The 16,591-nt window shown below is 46.7% G+C and carries 14 protein-coding genes, 2 tRNA genes and 1 other annotated feature; of the genes, 1 reads left to right on the forward strand and 15 read right to left on the reverse strand.

Going from position 1 to position 16,591, the window contains the following annotated elements:
- Positions 1-85 precede the first annotated feature (85 nt).
- The 11 genes from lonB to ilvB form a co-directional block, all read right to left on the reverse strand.
- The gene (lonB, locus tag G9F75_RS04380) at positions 86-1,744 is read right to left on the reverse strand and encodes an ATP-dependent protease LonB (protein WP_014418557.1); all 1,659 of its coding nucleotides are present in this window, start codon (positions 1,742-1,744) and stop codon (positions 86-88) included.
- Between the two features lie 150 nt (positions 1,745-1,894).
- The gene (clpX, locus tag G9F75_RS04385; RefSeq protein ID WP_007408149.1) at positions 1,895-3,157 is read right to left on the reverse strand and encodes an ATP-dependent protease ATP-binding subunit ClpX; all 1,263 of its coding nucleotides are present in this window, start codon (positions 3,155-3,157) and stop codon (positions 1,895-1,897) included.
- Positions 3,158-3,428: 271 nt separating this feature from the next.
- On the reverse strand, positions 3,429-4,703 hold the full coding sequence (gene tig, locus G9F75_RS04390; protein WP_003152618.1) for a trigger factor: 1,275 nt from the start codon (positions 4,701-4,703) through the stop codon (positions 3,429-3,431).
- Positions 4,704-4,919: 216 nt separating this feature from the next.
- The gene (gene ddcA / locus G9F75_RS04395) at positions 4,920-5,924 is read right to left on the reverse strand and encodes a DNA damage checkpoint antagonist DdcA (RefSeq protein ID WP_021494396.1); all 1,005 of its coding nucleotides are present in this window, start codon (positions 5,922-5,924) and stop codon (positions 4,920-4,922) included.
- Positions 5,925-6,041: 117 nt separating this feature from the next.
- The gene (gene leuD / locus G9F75_RS04400) at positions 6,042-6,641 is read right to left on the reverse strand and encodes a 3-isopropylmalate dehydratase small subunit (protein ID WP_007408146.1); all 600 of its coding nucleotides are present in this window, start codon (positions 6,639-6,641) and stop codon (positions 6,042-6,044) included.
- Between the two features lie 15 nt (positions 6,642-6,656).
- Positions 6,657-8,075 carry a 3-isopropylmalate dehydratase large subunit gene (gene leuC, locus G9F75_RS04405; protein WP_014418559.1) on the reverse strand — a complete coding sequence of 473 codons (1,419 nt, stop codon included), beginning with the start codon at positions 8,073-8,075 and terminating at the stop codon, positions 6,657-6,659.
- A gap of 49 nt (positions 8,076-8,124) precedes the next feature.
- Positions 8,125-9,222, reverse strand: coding sequence for a 3-isopropylmalate dehydrogenase (gene leuB / locus G9F75_RS04410; protein ID WP_003152604.1), 1,098 nt, complete (start codon positions 9,220-9,222; stop codon positions 8,125-8,127).
- Positions 9,223-9,242: 20 nt separating this feature from the next.
- On the reverse strand, positions 9,243-10,799 hold the full coding sequence (locus G9F75_RS04415; RefSeq protein WP_021494398.1) for a 2-isopropylmalate synthase: 1,557 nt from the start codon (positions 10,797-10,799) through the stop codon (positions 9,243-9,245).
- Positions 10,786-11,814 (reverse strand): ketol-acid reductoisomerase, encoded by a 1,029-nt coding sequence (ilvC, locus tag G9F75_RS04420; protein WP_014418562.1) that lies wholly within the window; start codon positions 11,812-11,814, stop codon positions 10,786-10,788. The genes G9F75_RS04415 and ilvC overlap by 14 nt, the downstream gene beginning before the upstream one ends.
- Positions 11,815-11,836: 22 nt before the next feature.
- Entirely contained in the window at positions 11,837-12,355 is a 519-nt protein-coding gene (gene ilvN / locus G9F75_RS04425) for an acetolactate synthase small subunit (protein WP_003152598.1), read from the reverse strand.
- Positions 12,352-14,076 (reverse strand): acetolactate synthase large subunit, encoded by a 1,725-nt coding sequence (gene ilvB / locus G9F75_RS04430; RefSeq protein WP_100262136.1) that lies wholly within the window; start codon positions 14,074-14,076, stop codon positions 12,352-12,354. Before ilvB ends, ilvN begins: the two co-directional genes overlap by 4 nt.
- Before the next feature lie 119 nt (positions 14,077-14,195).
- Positions 14,196-14,447, reverse strand: a binding site (T-box leader).
- 422 nt (positions 14,448-14,869) lie between these two features.
- Between ilvB and G9F75_RS04435 the strand changes: the two genes are divergently transcribed.
- A complete protein-coding gene (locus G9F75_RS04435) occupies positions 14,870-15,220 on the forward strand; it encodes a hypothetical protein (protein ID WP_029973361.1) in 351 nt (116 codons plus the stop codon).
- A gap of 39 nt (positions 15,221-15,259) precedes the next feature.
- Here the strand turns inward: G9F75_RS04435 and G9F75_RS04440 are convergent, their stop codons facing one another.
- The 4 genes from G9F75_RS04440 to G9F75_RS04455 form a co-directional block, all read right to left on the reverse strand.
- A complete protein-coding gene (locus G9F75_RS04440) occupies positions 15,260-15,445 on the reverse strand; it encodes a hypothetical protein (RefSeq protein WP_007408136.1) in 186 nt (61 codons plus the stop codon).
- 250 nt (positions 15,446-15,695) lie between these two features.
- Positions 15,696-15,769: transfer RNA gene (locus tag G9F75_RS04445), tRNA-Arg, on the reverse strand.
- 124 nt (positions 15,770-15,893) lie between these two features.
- Positions 15,894-15,967 (reverse strand) — tRNA-Arg (locus tag G9F75_RS04450).
- 113 nt (positions 15,968-16,080) lie between these two features.
- Positions 16,081-16,590 carry a YfcE family phosphodiesterase gene (locus G9F75_RS04455; RefSeq protein WP_103526717.1) on the reverse strand — a complete coding sequence of 170 codons (510 nt, stop codon included), beginning with the start codon at positions 16,588-16,590 and terminating at the stop codon, positions 16,081-16,083.
- Between the last annotated feature and the right edge of the window lies 1 nt (position 16,591).

Here is a 16,591-nt window from a genome sequence, read left to right on the forward strand (position 1 = left end):
AGTCTCTTCGTAGTATACCCTTTCTTTCTGTTCTGAAAAAGGAAAAGATGTCCTCCATAAAAAAACCCCATTATAAAAATGGGGTTTATACGGATTCTTTATTCATTTGGATATCAAACGGTTTTTGTTCTGAAGGAGGGTCAACCAATATGACGTCAAGCACTTCCTGGAACGTTTTTACCGCTTTAATGGTGATTCCGTCTATTCGTTTCAGAATGGACTGCTGATTTTCATATGGGATAATGACCGTTTTTGCTCCGGCCTGTTTTGCGGCTTTAATTTTCGGAATGACGCCGCCGATCGGTTTGACAAGCCCCGTCAGGCTGATTTCTCCCGTCATCGCCACCGTATGGTCGATCGGGATGCGGTGAATCGCGGAAAAAATCCCCGCGGCCATCGCGATACCTGCTGAAGGTCCGTCAATCGGGCCTCCGCCCGGAAAATTGACGTGAATGTCATAGTCTGAAGGTTTGATGCCCATTGTGCGCAGAACCGTCAGAACATTTTCCACAGATCCCTTCGCCATGCTTTTGCGGCGGATCGACTTCGATTGGCTGCCGATGCTTTCTTCCTCTGCAATTCCCGTGATATTCAGGCTTCCTTTGTCCTGCGCAGGTGTGACATTCACTTCAATTTCCAGCAATGCGCCGCTGTTCGGCCCGTAGACAGCAAGTCCGTTCACGATGCCGACTTGCGGTTCATCGGCGATTTTCTGCTCATTTTTAGGTGTAAGCTGACTGGAATGAACAACCCATTCTATATCTTCTGTCGTAATTTCTTGTCTGTCCTCAGTCACCGCCATGCCGGCGGCGATCTGGATCATATTGACGGCTTCACGTCCGTTTCTCGTATATGCGGTCAGCACACTGAGAGCTTCGTCAGAAATCTCTTTCTGAATTTTGTCGGCTGCTTTTTTCGCAACGATTTTAAGTTCATCCTTTTCCAACTCGCGGAAAAATACTTCAAGACAGCGCGAACGGATGGCCGGCGGAATTTCATTCGGCATTCTCGTTGTCGCTCCGATCAAACGGAAATCTGCCGGAAGCCCATTTTGAAAAATATCATGAATGTGATTCGGTATTTGCGTATTTTCTTCACTGTAATACGCACTGTCTAAAAATACTTTTCGATCTTCAAGCACCTTCAGCATTTTATTCATCTGAATCGGATGAAGCTCGCCGATTTCATCAATAAACAATACCCCGCCGTGAGCATGGGTCACAGCCCCCTGTTTCGGCTGCGGAATGCCTGCTTGGCCCATCGCTCCCGCTCCCTGATAAATCGGATCATGCACTGAACCGATAAGCGGATCGGCAATCCCCCGTTCATCAAACCGCGCGGTCGTCGCATCAAGTTCAACAAATACAGCCTGCTTTTGAAACGGTGACTGTTTATGTTTTTTCGCTTCTTCCAATACCAGCCGCGCCGCAGCCGTTTTACCGACTCCCGGAGGACCGTAAATAATGACATGCTGCGGGTTCGGTCCGCAAAGTGCTGCTTTTAACGCTTTAATTCCGTCTTCCTGGCCGACAATGTCTTGAAAGCTTTTCGGCCGCACCTTTTCTGATAAAGGTTCTGATAAACTGATGGCGCGCATTTTGCGCAGCTGTTCCATTTCTTTTTTTGATTCTTTATCTATCGTCACTTTTTGTGTACGCTGGTTTTTGAGCAGATTCCAAAAATATAATCCGATGACTATCCCGAAAAACAGCTGTACAAATAATGCGATCCCTGTCCAACTCATGCTGGTCCCTCCTGAAAAAACGATTTATGTATCCAATTCATTCCTCTGTCCGCTAGTATCTCCCAGCAAAGCCCGGAATAAACATTTTCAGAAGGGTCAGGACAAGAAAAAAAACCTCCTGATCAATTCGGGTCAGGAGGTTTTGTCATGTTATGCTGATGTTTTATCTTGGCCGACAACTGTGCCGTCTTTTAATACAAGACGCGGTGCTTCACCGTCTGCGACTGTCGCTCCGGTAATGACACATTTTTCAATATCATCGCGGGACGGCAGATCAAACATGACGTCAAGCATGATGCCTTCAATGATAGAACGCAGGCCGCGTGCGCCTGTTTTACGCTCGATCGCTTTTTTCGCAATTTCAGATAATGCCTCGTCTTCAAATTCAAGCTCGACATCATCAAGTTCTAACATTTTCTTGTATTGTTTGACGAGTGCGTTTTTCGGTTTAGTCAGAATTTCAACCAGTGCCGTTTCGTCAAGCTGCTCAAGGCTTGCAATGACAGGAAGACGGCCGATGAATTCAGGAATCAGCCCGAAACGGAGCAAGTCTTCCGGAAGAACTTTAGAAAGCAGTTCTTCTTTTTCAAGGTCTGCCGCTTTATTATCAGAGCCGAAGCCGATGACTTTTTGTCCGAGACGGCGTTTGATGATTTGTTCGATGCCGTCAAATGCACCGCCGCAAATGAACAAGATGTTCGTCGTATCGATCTGGATGAATTCCTGATGAGGATGTTTGCGTCCTCCTTGAGGCGGCACGCTTGCAACCGTTCCTTCAAGAATTTTCAGCAGCGCCTGCTGAACGCCTTCGCCTGATACGTCGCGTGTAATGGACGGATTTTCAGATTTTCGCGCTACTTTATCGATTTCATCGATATAAATAATGCCTTTTTCTGCTTTTTCCACATCATAGTCTGCTGCCTGAATCAGCTTGAGGAGGATGTTTTCTACGTCCTCACCGACATATCCGGCTTCAGTCAGAGATGTAGCGTCCGCGATCGCAAACGGCACGTTCAGAATACGCGCAAGCGTCTGGGCAAGAAGTGTTTTCCCGCTTCCAGTCGGCCCGATTAAAGAAATATTACTTTTAGAAAGCTCGACATCATCCACTTTACTGTTGGAATTGATGCGTTTGTAATGGTTGTATACCGCAACCGCAAGTGATTTCTTCGCCTGATCCTGTCCGATGACATATTCATTCAGAATCTCACGGATTTCCTGCGGCTTCGGAACGTCTTTAAATTCGACTTCTTCTTCTGTACCAAGCTCTTCCTCTACGATTTCTGTACAGAGCTCGATACATTCGTCGCATATATATACACCCGGTCCTGCAACCAGCTTACGAACCTGATCTTGCGTTTTTCCGCAGAACGAGCATTTCAATTGTCCTTTTTCCTCGTTGAATTTAAACATTCTTTCACCCCTTAATCTTGTCTCACTTTTTCTTTTACCTGAAGGGCAAAAGAAAACGGTTCTTGCTACGATCGAGTATGTATTGCATTTTACCATACTTTCCAGTAAGACGGTAACAATGTGTTTCGCACTTGCACATTCTATATGTATGACGAAAAACAGCCCGGCAATGACTATCTTGCCCCAAGAAAAAGAGTTATATCATAATTGTACAAAACAAGGCACGAATTAATCGCGCCCTGTTTTATTATGTCTATTATTATGAACCATATTAACGGTTTTCTACAAGAAAATCAATTGCTTTTCGAACTTTTAAATCTTCTTTCATCGCGTCAGTTGAACCGATTGCCTGCTTGATGTTTTCAACCGGCATGTTGTAAGCTTCAGCCATTTTAGTCAGCTCAGCTTCAACTTCTTCGTCCGTTACTTCAAGGTTTTCTGCTTGAGCGATCGCTTCAAGAGTCAGGTTTGATTTTACGCGTTTTGCGGCATCTTCTTTCATTTGCTCTTTTAACGCGTTTTCGTCTTGGCCTGAGAATTGAGTGTAAAGCTCAAGGTTCATGCCTTGCATTTGCAGACGCTGTTCGAATTCTTTCAGCATGCGGTCAAGCTCAGTGTCGATCATCGCTTGAGGAACATCAGCTTCAGCGTTTTCAGATGCTTTCAGAACAAGCTCTTCACGCAATTTAGCGTCAGCTTCGTTTTCTTTTGCTTCTTCAAGGCGTTTTTTTGTTTTCTCAGTTAATTCAGCAAGCGTTTCAACTTCTTCGTCAATGTCTTTTGCGAATTCGTCGTTAAGCTCAGGAAGCTCTTTCGCTTTGATTTCATGAATTTTCACTTTGAAAACAGCTGGTTTTCCGGCAAGCTCTTCAGCGTGGTACTCTTCAGGGAATGTTACTTCAACATCCTTTTCAGCGCCTGCTTCAAGGCCTGTTAACTGCTCTTCGAAGCCCGGGATGAATGAACCTGATCCTACTTCAAGTGAGTAGTTCTCAGCTTTTCCGCCTTCAAACGCTTCGCCGTCAACGAAACCTTCGAAGTCAAGAACGACTGTATCGCCGTTTTCAACAGCGCCTTCTTCTTTCACGACAAGCTCAGCCTGACGCTCTTGAAGCGCTTTAAGTTCGTTTTGTACATCTTCGTCAGTAACGGCAGTGTCATCTTTTTCGATTCCTAAGCCTTTGTAGTCGCCAAGTTTCACTTCAGGTTTTACGGTCACTTTTGCAGTGAAAATCAAGCTTTCGCCTTTTTCGATTTTTTCAACATCGATTTCAGGGCGGTCTACAGGCTCAATGCCGGCTTCTTCAACCGCTTTAGGGTATTCTACAGGAAGTAAAATATCTAAAGCATCCTGGTAAAGAGCTTCAACGCCGAAACGCTGTTCGAATAAACCGCGGGGAACTTTCCCTTTGCGGAATCCAGGAATAGAAACCTGTTTTACTACTTTTTTAAATGCATCATCAAGAGCTGTTTTGAACGTATCCGCATCAACCTCAACCGTTAATACGCCTTCATTGCCTTCTTGTTTTTCCCATTTTACAGACATGTGTTTCCCTCCAAAAATCTATTCAGGTTGTGTCGGTCTTCCATTCTAAAGCAATCCGCGGCTTTGTCAAAGAAAAAACCGCTTTGAATCAGAATCATTATGTAATGAACTGGCAGCCTGTCCAACCGTAATTCTCATTTCAGTTAAACCGCTATACATAAATACAACCACTATATTATAACATAACGCCTACCGCTTTCAACTATATGGCGTGATTTACAAATAAGAAATTTCTTCAATATCCTTAATCATCGTGCAGGCTTCTTCGAGTTCGCGGCTGTCAAACTCGTACATCATATGAAGTTCCTCCGGCTCAATGTCAATGCCGTGCATCTCGTAACCGACCTTATGAAGCGCCGCCGCCCATAAATCTGCGTTCAAAAACTTCGGCATAAAAGGGTGCAGGACATACAGATGCCTTCTCCACAGCTCCTCGACGGCAGCGTATAATGTAGGGTTTTCATTGCCGAGCGTTTCATCAAGCACCCGGAGAACGCGATGCAAAATCGGAGCCGCATCAGGCTGAACCGTTTCACTCGGAACCGCGGTCATTGAATCGCCGAATTTTGTAATATGGACCGGCTTGCTGTAGTCATGCTCCGCCATCAGCGTCAAAATCATCGTCTTGATAAGCGGATGCGCGGCCGGATCTTGAAGAATTGTTTTTAAGAGACCCGTGTATTTTGCAATATTGCGGTCTTTAAGAGAATGAATCAGATTCATTTGTTCAGCGGGGCTGTTCAGCACTTTTTCCGCATCAAGAATGTCCTCGTATTCCTCCTCCCATGCTTCATCCTGCTGGTCGGGATCGGTCATTTTGCGGCTGAATTCGAGCAGCCGGTAGAATTGCTCCGCACTTTCTGCGGGCAGCTGGTTTTCTTCCAGCACAGCTTCAATTGTACTTTTGACTTCTTCATATTGTTTCAGCTGAATTAAAATGGTCATGTACACCTGCAGTACGGTAAAATAATGGCCGTACCCTTCATTCAGCATTTTCTCGCAAACTTGTTTTGCTTCTTCCAATTCCCCGAGTTCCAGAAAACAAATCGCCATGCCTAAATGTACGTCGGACTCGGTATCACCGTGGCTTACCGCCTCTGAGAACAGTTCGAGGGCCTCCTGATACTGTTTATCCTTCATGGCGGCCATCCCTTTATCAACCAAGCGTTCTTTCAGACGGGGGAAAGGAATGATATCAGCTTTTTTCTTGTCATGCGTCATACTTTATTTCCTTTCAGGCGCTATTTTGTTCAAGTGTATCAACACGCGTCATGAAACACAAGAAAGGATGGTGCGCACGGTAAAAAAAGCCGCCGGACAGATGCCGGGCGGCTTTTTTCAGGCTTGAAGCCATGAACTTCTTTTCGATTCAAACTGCTGAATGTCGTCCTCCAGCAGAAGCGTTAATGAAATTTCATCATAACCGTTTATCAGCATTTCCTTCCAGTGCGGATCGACTTCAAATGAAATCTCTTTTCCTTCACTGTCGTGAATGAGCTGGTTTTCCAAATCAACCGTCATGTTAAGAGACTGATTTTCATATTGACCGGCGAGTTTTTTCCACTGATCATACGGCATACGGATGGGAAGCATACCGTTTTTAAAACAGTTTTGATGAAAAATATCGGCAAATGACGGAGCAATGATGATTTTGAAGCCGTAATCATCCAGCGCCCAAGGAGCGTGCTCACGGGATGATCCGCAGCCAAAATTCTCTCCGGCAATTAATATGGACGCGCCTTCATAGACTTTGCGATTTAATTCAAATTCAGGATCAGGCTCACCGTTCTCAAGGTATCTCCAATCAAAAAACGCGAATCTGCCGTATCCGGTTCTTTCAATTCTTTTCAAAAACTGTTTCGGAATAATCTGGTCCGTATCGACGTTGATCCGGTTTAAGACGGCCGCTTTTCCCGTATGCGTTTTTAAAGGTTCCATCTTTTCGCGCACTCCTTACACAACTGTTTTTTCTTGATAAAACTTTCTTACATCGACGAAATGCCCGTGAATGGCTGCCATTGCCGCCATCGCCGGACTGACAAGGTGTGTTCTCGCGCCTTTTCCCTGTCTGCCTTCGAAGTTGCGGTTGGAAGTGGAAGCGCATCGTTCCCCTTCAGGCACGACATCATTGTTCATACTGAGGCACATGCTGCAGCCTGATTCTCTCCATTCAAAGCCGGCCTCGAGAAACACGCGGTGCAGCCCTTCTTCCTCGGCCTGCTGTTTCACGCTTTGAGAACCCGGCACCACAATGGCCCTGACGCTGTCAGCGACTTTTCGGCCTTTGATCATATCCGCAGCCTGGCGAAGATCGGTCATCCGCGAATTTGTACAGGAGCCGATAAACACATGCTCGACTTTAATATCTTCAATTTTTTGATTCGGTGCGATTCCCATGTATTCGTACGCGCGGATGGCTTCTTTTTTACCGTCTTCAGAATCAATGGTTTCCGGCGCCGGTATTTGGGCATCGACCGGAAGAACCATGCCGGGATTGACGCCCCATGTTACCATTGGAGAAATCTCGCTGCCGTCTAACACGATGGAATGATCGTATACGGCGCCCGGATCGGTTTGTAACGCTTTCCATTCTGCGGCGGCTTTTTCAAATTCCTCGCCTTTTGGCGCGTATTTACGGTTTTTACAATATTCAATCGTCGTGTCATCTGGAGCGATCAGTCCCGCCCGTGCTCCCGCTTCTATTGACATATTGCAGACCGTCATGCGTTCGTCCATAGACATGTTTCTGAATACTTCCCCGGTGTATTCAATGACATATCCGGTACCGAATTTCACCCCGTATTTTCCGATGACCGACAAGATGACATCCTTCGCGGTCACTCCTTTTTGGAGCGTTCCGTCAACGCGGATTTCAAGCGTTTTCGGCCGCTGCTGCCATAATGTCTGTGTGGAAAGAACATGTTCCACCTCACTTGTGCCGATACCGAAGGCAAGCGCTCCGAACGCGCCGTGAGTCGATGTATGGCTGTCTCCGCAAACGATCGTTTTTCCCGGAAGTGTCAGACCAAGCTCAGGCCCGACCACGTGAACGATTCCCTGGTCTGCGCTGTGAAGATCCGCAAGACGGACGCCGAACTCCTCACAATTCCGTTCAAGCGCGGTTACTTGGCGCTTTGCGACTTCATCTTTAATGTCAAAACGGTTGACGGTCGGAATATTGTGGTCCATCGTCGCGAATGTGTTCTGCGGCCGTCTGACCTTTCTCCCCTTCTGCCTTAACCCTTCAAACGCCTGAGGAGACGTCACCTCATGAATTAGGTGCAGATCAATATAGAGAAGGTCGGGTTTTCCTTCACCGCTTTTTACAACATGCCGATCCCAAATCTTTTCGATGATTGTTCGAGGCATCATCTTTGTTTCCTCCCTCTACCTATGAACTAAGACCGCTTTCTTTAAAGCGTCACACTATAGATTTTGTATTCGAGCCGGCTAATGCGGCTTTTACTTTTTCAGTAATGTCATGCGTTCCGGCATATTGGCCGTCCCGGGCGATATCACGTGTACGGCTGCCGTCTGCAAGCACCTTTGCGACCGCCTTTTCCACCGCCTGAGCTTCGTTTTCAAGCCCGAAAGATGTTCTCAAAAGCATCGCCGCTGATAAAATCGCCGCAAACGGATTGGCCATCCCTTTACCGGCGATGTCAGGCGCAGATCCATGCACGGGTTCAAACAAGTGAAGACCTGAACTTGATAAACTGGCTGACGGCAGCATGCCGAGCGAACCTGTCAGCATGGAAGCTTCATCGCTTAAAATATCGCCGAACATATTCTCAGTTACGATGACGTCAAACTGGCTCGGAGCGTAGATGAGCTGCATCGCGGCATTATCGACAAGCATATGTTCAAGCGTCACATCAGGAAATTCTTTTGCGATTTCATCTGCGGTTTCACGCCACAGCCTGCTTGATGAAAGCACATTCGCCTTATCGACGGACGTCACTTTTCCTTTTCTGCCGGCAGCCATCTTAAAGGCTTCTCTGACAACGCGTGCGATTTCTTCTTTCTTATAAAAAAGGGTATCGACCGCTTCCTTTTCTCCCGCTTCATTGACATACTGTCTGCTCGGTTCTCCGAAGTAGAGGCCGCCCGTCAGTTCCCTGACGATTACAAAGTCGACGCCGCTGATATATTCTTTTTTCAGCGGAGAAGCCTCAGACAGGCTTTCAAATACGGTCACGGGACGCAGATTGGCAAACAGGCCGAGTTTTTTTCTGATGCCAAGCAGGCCTTTTTCCGGTCTGAGCTCTGGAGGATTTTGGTCCCATTTCGGCCCGCCGACGGCTCCGAGCAGGATGGCGTCGGATCTTTCACAAAGAGCCACCGTCTCCTCAGGAAGGGGGTTTTGATGGGCGTCAATAGCTGCTCCCCCGATCAGCCCGTTTTCAAATTCAAATTCATGTCCGAATTGTTCGGCAACGCTTTTCAATACATCTGCCGCTGATTCCGCCACTTCCGGTCCGATTCCGTCACCGGGCAGCAAAGCAATGCGTTTTTTCAAATCAAACGTTCTCCTTTCTATTACGAGCCGACCGCAGTCTGTCTCTTTAATCCGTCTAAATTGCAATCCAGCACCAACTGCCGGTTCACGGCGTTCAGATAAGCTTTAGCAGAAGCTTCCAGAACATCCTGCGCGATTCCCCGCCCTGATGTTTCTTTTCCGTTCACGGTCACTCTGACAAAAACTTGAGCCAGCGCGTCTTCGCCTTTCCGGTTGGATTGGATGCGGTAGTCTGTCAGTTCAATATTTTTATCGATGCAGCGCCCGAGCGTGTTATAAACGGCTTCCACGCTGCCCGCCCCCGTTGCCGCCTCTTGAATCAGCTGTTCGTTTTCCTGATTTTTTAAAGAGACTGTTGCAGTCGGCACCTGAGACGTCCCGTAATGCACTTGCAGAGACAAAAATTCATAGCCGATTTTTTTGTCCGTCACTTTTTCTTCTAAAATAAGAGAAATCAAGTCATCATCGGTGATTTCTTTTTTCTTTTCGGTCAGTTCTTTAAACATCGTAAAAAATTTATTGATTTCCTCACTATCAAACTGGAATCCAAGCGCATTCAGGCGGTCTTTGAACGCATGGCGTCCGGAATGCTTTCCGAGTACGAGCGCATCAGCAGTCACGCCGACAAGTTCCGGTGAAATGATTTCATATGTTGATTTTTCTTTCAGGAAACCGTCTTGGTGAATGCCGGACTCATGTGCGAAAGCGTTATCTCCGACGATTGCTTTATTGCGGGGAACGGCCATGCCCGTCAGTTTGCTGACAAGATCACTCGTCCGCTTCAATTCATGAAGATTGAGGGATGAATCGGCTTGATGCGCGTCATTTCTGACATGAAGCGCAACGGCGATTTCCTCTAGCGCGGCGTTCCCGGCTCTTTCTCCTATGCCGTTAATGGCGCATTCAATTTGATCTGCGCCGTTCTCAATTGCCGAAAGTGAGTTGGCAACCGCCATTCCGAGATCATCGTGGCAATGGGCTGAAAGCTTTACCCGGCCGATATTCGGAACGTGTTCCTTCATATATTTAAAGATGTTTCCGTATTCAGCCGGCGTCAGGTAACCTACAGTGTCCGGCAGGTTGATGACGCTCGCGCCGGCATCAATCACTTTTTCTACGATTTCAGCCAGAAACGGAAGTTCGGTGCGGCATGCGTCTTCTGCTGACCATTGAACGATCGGAAAGCGTTCTTTTGCATACTTCACCATTTCAACCGCTTTTTCCTTAACCTCTTCCCGCGTCATTTTCAGCTTATGCTTCAGATGAATGTCAGAGGTGGCGATAAAGATGTGAATCCGCGGGCTGGCCCCGTCTTTCAGCGCTTCCCAGGCTGCGTCGATGTCACCTTTGACAGATCGGGCAAGCCCTGTTACCGAACAATTTTTAATCGTTCTTGCGATTTCCTGCACGGCTAAAAAATCACCTCGGGATGAAGCGGGAAATCCCGCTTCAATAATGTCCACCCCGAGTCTTTCAAGCTGCTTGGCTATCGCCAGTTTCTCCCGGGAATTGAGGTTGACCCCGGGGGATTGTTCACCGTCACGAAGGGTCGTGTCGAAAACATTAATTTTGCGCAACGGAGACCACCGCTTCCTTCTTTTTGCCTTGTTTGACAAACGGCATCATTTCACGAAGCTGTCTGCCGACCTTTTCAATCTGATGCTCGTTTTCACTTGCATTGATCGCATTGAAACGAGGACGGTTCACTTGGTTTTCCACGATCCATTCTTTTGCGAATGTACCGTTTTGAATATCCGTTAATACTTGTTTCATCGATTCTTTTACCTTCGCATCGACTACGCGCGGTCCTGATACAAAGTCTCCCCATTGAGCCGTATCGGAGATAGAGTATCTCATGCCCGCCAATCCTTCTTCATACATCAAGTCTACGATCAACTTCAGTTCGTGCAGACACTCGAAGTATGCGAGTTCAGGCTGGTAGCCGGCTTCTGTCAGCGTTTCAAAACCCGCTTTGACAAGCGCTGTTAAACCTCCGCACAGAACAGCCTGCTCACCGAACAAATCCGTTTCCGTTTCTTCCTTAAATGTTGTTTCAAGAACGCCCGCACGCGCTCCGCCGATTCCTTTTGCATAAGCAAGAGCCGTATCTTTCGCTTCGCCTGATACATCCTGGTAGATGGCAAACAATGCCGGTACGCCCGCGCCTTGTTCATATGTTCTTCTGACAAGGTGTCCAGGTCCTTTAGGGGCGACAAGGAATACATCCACATCAGCAGGAGGCACGATCTGATGGAAATGGACGTTAAATCCGTGTGCGAATACCAATGACTTGCCCGCCGTCAATTCATCTTTGATTTCAGATTCATATACTTTTTGCTGCTGTTCATCCGGAAGAAGAACCATAATGATATCAGCCTGGGCAGCCGCTTCTCTTACCGAAAAGACTTTATGACCGTCTTCTTGGGCCTGTGTAAATGATTTGCCTTGTCTGACGCCGACAATGACATCAATTCCGCTTTCTTTTAAGTTCAGCGCGTGTGCATGACCTTGTGAACCGTAACCGATAATCGCTACTTTTTTACCTGCCAATACGTTCTCTTTGATATCACCGTTATAATATACTTTTACCATTTTAATCTCTCCCTTTTTTGTGTTATACAATTGAAATTGTTTTATTGGATGACGCCTTCTGCTGGGTTCCCCTCGCAAAAGCCGTTGTGCCCGTTCTCGCGATTTCTTTAATTCCGTAAGGTTTGAGAAGCTCTATGAGCGCTTCGATTTTATTAGATTCGCCGGTAACCTGAACGACGATGCTGTCTCTTGAGACATCAACGACGGAAGCTCTGAACGGCTCAATGATTCCATTGATTTCCGTTCTGGCCGACGGTGCGGAAACAACTTTGATTAATGCCAGCTCACGCTGTACAATTGATTGGTTTGTAATATCCGTCACTTTCAGGACGTCAATTTGTTTGTTAAGCTGCTTTGTCAGCTGCTCTACGTCATTTTCGCCTTCCACATGGACGACAAATGTAATCCTTGAAACACCGCTTGTTTCCGTGTGGCCTACAGTGATGCTTTCGATATTATAGTGTCTTTTTGTAAACAGGCCGGTGATCCGGTTTAATACTCCCGAGCGGTTGACCACCGTTAATGTGATAATGCGTTTCAAGGTTTCACCCCCACCATTTCATGAAGTCCTTTACCCGGCGCAATCATCGGGAATACTTTCTCGCTTTTGGCGACCCGGACGTCAATAACGGCCGGTTCTTTTGATGAAAGCGCCTTTTTAAGCTCTTCTTCCGCCTCTTCTTCCGATGAAATCCGGACGCCTTTAATGCCGTAGGCTTCTGACAATTTGACAAAGTCAGGCTGCGCCGAGAATTTGGATTCAGAGTAGCGTTCTTCATAGAAGATTTCCTGCCACTGTCTGACCATGCCCAGACATTCGTTGTTCAAGATAACCACTTTGACAGGAAGATTCAGCTGCCGGATGACATCTAATTCCTGAAGGGTCATCTGAAAACCGCCGTCTCCGAGGATGGCAACGACCGTGGCGTTACGATCGGCCAGCTGCGCTCCGATAGCCGCCGGAAGGCCGAAGCCCATTGTGCCGAGTCCCCCCGAGGTCACCCACTTATCAGCCTTTCGGAAAGGATAAAACTGAGCCGCCCACATCTGGTGCTGGCCGACATCCGTCGCCACAATCGCCTCACCGTTTGTGAATTGGTGAATATACTCAATCAGCTTTTGGGGTTTCAAGCCCTCTTCTCTGTTGTCTGTATACCAAAGCGGATATTCTTCTTTCCATTCTGAAAGCTGCTGTTTCCATTCCTCTGTCTGTCCCTGTTTTCCGTTTTGCTTCAATAATTCCTGAAGGACGATTTTACTGTCGCCGACCACCGGAATCTGCGTTTCGATAATTTTTCCGATTTCAGCAGGATCAATATCGATATGCGCCACTTTGGCCGATTTTGCAAAATGCTTCAGATTTCCGGTCACGCGATCATCGAACCGCGCTCCGATGCTGATCAACAAGTCACAGTGGTAAAGCGCCATATTCGCTGTGTATGTGCCGTGCATCCCCGCCATTCCCAGAAAAAGAGGATGGTCTGCCGGGAAACCGCCCAGACCGAGGAGCGTGTGCGCTACCGGAATTTGCTGCTGTTCGGCATAATTTTTTAAATCTTCTGAAGCTTTACCGTGCAAAACACCCGCTCCGGCTAAAATAACCGGCTTTTTCGCACTGCTGACAGCTTCCACGAGCTTTCGGATCTGCAGATAGTTAGGCTCTTTTACAGGCTGATAACCCGGAAGGCTGATCTCGTGATCATATCTGAACTCTCCTTCAAATGCTGCGACATCCTTCGGTATATCAATTAATACCGGACCCGGTCTTCCCGTCGTGGCGATATGGAATGCCTCTTTAATCACACGGGGGAGATCTTCCGGACGGCGGACTTGGTAGCTGTGTTTCGTAATCGGCATCGTAATTCCTAAAATGTCGGCTTCCTGGAAAGCGTCGCTGCCGATGACCGAAGTGGCCACCTGACCGGTAAACACTACGAGCGGCAATGAATCTATCATCGCATCCGCAAGACCGGTAACTAAATTTGTCGCTCCGGGTCCGGAGGTAGCAATCACAACCCCCGGCTTTCCGGAGACTCTCGCATACCCTTCTGCCGCGTGAATCGCGCCTTGCTCGTGGCGGGGCAGGATGTGAACCAATCCCGACTGATACAGCTTATCGTAAATCGGAAGGACGGCTCCCCCCGGATAGCCGAAGATCATCTCGACATTTTCTTTCTTTAATGATTCAATCAGCATCAGAGCCCCGTTCATTGTTTTTGTACAATCGGCAGACAAAGAATCCGCCTGTACATTTGTGCCCATTTTCAGTTCCTCCTTTTCAATGTTCCCTTCTAAAATCCAATTCATAAAACGCAGCGCCGGCTGACGCAAATAAAAAAGCCTTCCCACCCACATTCAGCCAAGCATTTCATGCGATAGCCAAAAGGGGCGAAAAGGCTTTGCTCTCCGCGGTACCACCCTTGTTTACGGTCATATGCAGACCGTCTCATGGATAATGATTATCCGTTTTGATAACGAGTAAACATTGCGTTCACTCGGCCGAGTCCTACTCTTTACATTTCAGACCGGCACTCTGAGGGGAGTTCACTTTGATTTGTTTTACCGGCTCTCAGCGTTACCGGCTCTCTGTGAAAAACTTCAGCAAAGCTACTTATCCTCTTCTGCGCTTTTTATTATGGCAGCTCTTTTATTAAAAAAGAACCTTCATTTGTTTGTTTTTTCAGTGTTTTATGATTTTTCTTTTTAGCGTGAATCATTTATTTATTTTTGTTTGAACTCATATTACGCCCGTTTGCAGACAGTGTCAACAGCATTTTTATAATTATTAGACAATTTAGATTAATCAATCTACTTTGTATACGCTTTCATTACTGGTACAAAGGGATCTGTAAATATTAAAAGTTTTTATCATTTTTTTATTAATCTCTCAAGATTACATGAAATTTTTCCGTTCATATACGAATATGTCACATTTTATTACACGATTTTTCTCTGTCCTTCCGGCATGCTTGTCAGATATTCCGTTCGATTGAACAGGCTCTTTATACAGACATACGCATACACTGTTCTTATCTCGTAAGAAATGAGTGATGTCATGAATAAGATGTTATCAGGCATGCAGGGCCTGCCTCCCGGATTTCCGCCTTTACCGGTCTTACCGCCGCAGTCTTATTATCCTCCGGCCCCGATGCATACAGCACCATATCAAGGTGACCCTTCTTTTCAGCAGGGATTCCCGTCATCCGGATACGGACAGCAGACCCCGCAAAGCACGCTGTCATTCGCCGGACAGCAATTCGTCCCATACCCTTATACATCCGGGTACTACGGCCAATCCTTCAGTGACGTCGGCGGAAGCCTCGGCGCCGGGGCACATCCCGGCGCGCTCGGGGGCGGTTTCAGCGGCCATGCCGGGGGCTTCAGCGCTCCGAGCGGATTCAGATGATACAAAAACCGGTCTCACACGGCCGGTTTCTTTTCTTATTCACAGAGTATAACGGTCATTCCATTGATTCATTTCCTGCTCCGTATAGTAATCAGCCCTTGAAACCTCAACAATGATTAAACCGCATTGAGTGATTAAAAATTGCTTCAGTTCCTCAAACAGCTCGTCTTTTCCGCAAAAGATCGTTTCTATATTGTGATTTTTATATGCAAATGCGTACTTCAAAAGCTAATTCCTCCTGCTGTCTTTCTATCAATTATTGACAAAACGCATGATAGAAATTAGATAATTTATCACTCAAGGGCGCCTTAAGTATCTTTATACATATATTTATTACGGTAAATATTACATTAAGTTTCATTTATATTAAAATTACTTTACAATTTTCATCAAATACGGAACTTTTGTTTCGTAAAATTAAAAATAAAATACAAAAAAACCTCAAACCCATTGTCAGGGCTTGAGGTTTTTTATACGTCCCAGGAGAGATTCGAACTCCCGACCGACGGCTTAGAAGGCCGTTGCTCTATCCGGCTGAGCTACTGGGACATGAAAATCAAATTGTTCTGCTGATCATTTTACCATGATATCAGCGAATTGACAATATAGTCATCCGATAAAAAAGGCCAGCGGCATCAGTTTTCAATCTGATGTCACCAGCTCTTTTTTTGTACGTCCCAGGAGAGATTCGAACTCCCGACCGACGGCTTAGAAGGCCGTTGCTCTATCCAGCTGAGCTACTGGGACAGCTTTTGCTTTATGTATCAGCGACAAGATTTATTATATACAGGTTCAAATCATAAGTCAATATTTTTTTAAAAACTTTTGATGGGGAAGAATGAAATCTCCCCCATCACTTGTTAAAAACTGATTGCAGTCTCCAAGTCCTTCAATTCCCGACCCGTTTCGTCGTAAAATGTCACGGCGCCTTCTCTTTCTGTAAGAGTAAGAATGGCATAGCTTTTCACATTGCGGACTCTCGGAAGACGGATGCTGCCCGGATTAATCAAAAGCTTGCCCCGAAGCTCTTCACTCCCGGCAATATGTGAATGGCCGAAGCAGACGATATCCGCCCCAAGCTCTTCCGCCCGGTAAAAAACAGTTAAAAGTGACTGTTTAATGCCGTGAAGATGCCCGTGAACGGCCAGAATTTTCTTTGAACCGGCGTCCAGAAGGAGTTCATCCTGAAACCCGCCGCCAAAGTCGCAATTGCCTTTTACCGTGTGATACGGCGTAAGCGCCGGATGTGCGGCGTCAAGCTCTGAATCACCGCAATGAATCATCAGATCCGCTTCGTCTTCGTGCCGCTTTGCAATCGTCTCCAGCTCATCTTCAAGGCCGTGACTGTCACTTATTATCAGCACTTTCATT

The organism is Bacillus sp. EKM208B (assembly GCF_011800725.1).
GTDB lineage: Bacteria > Bacillota > Bacilli > Bacillales > Bacillaceae > Bacillus > Bacillus velezensis.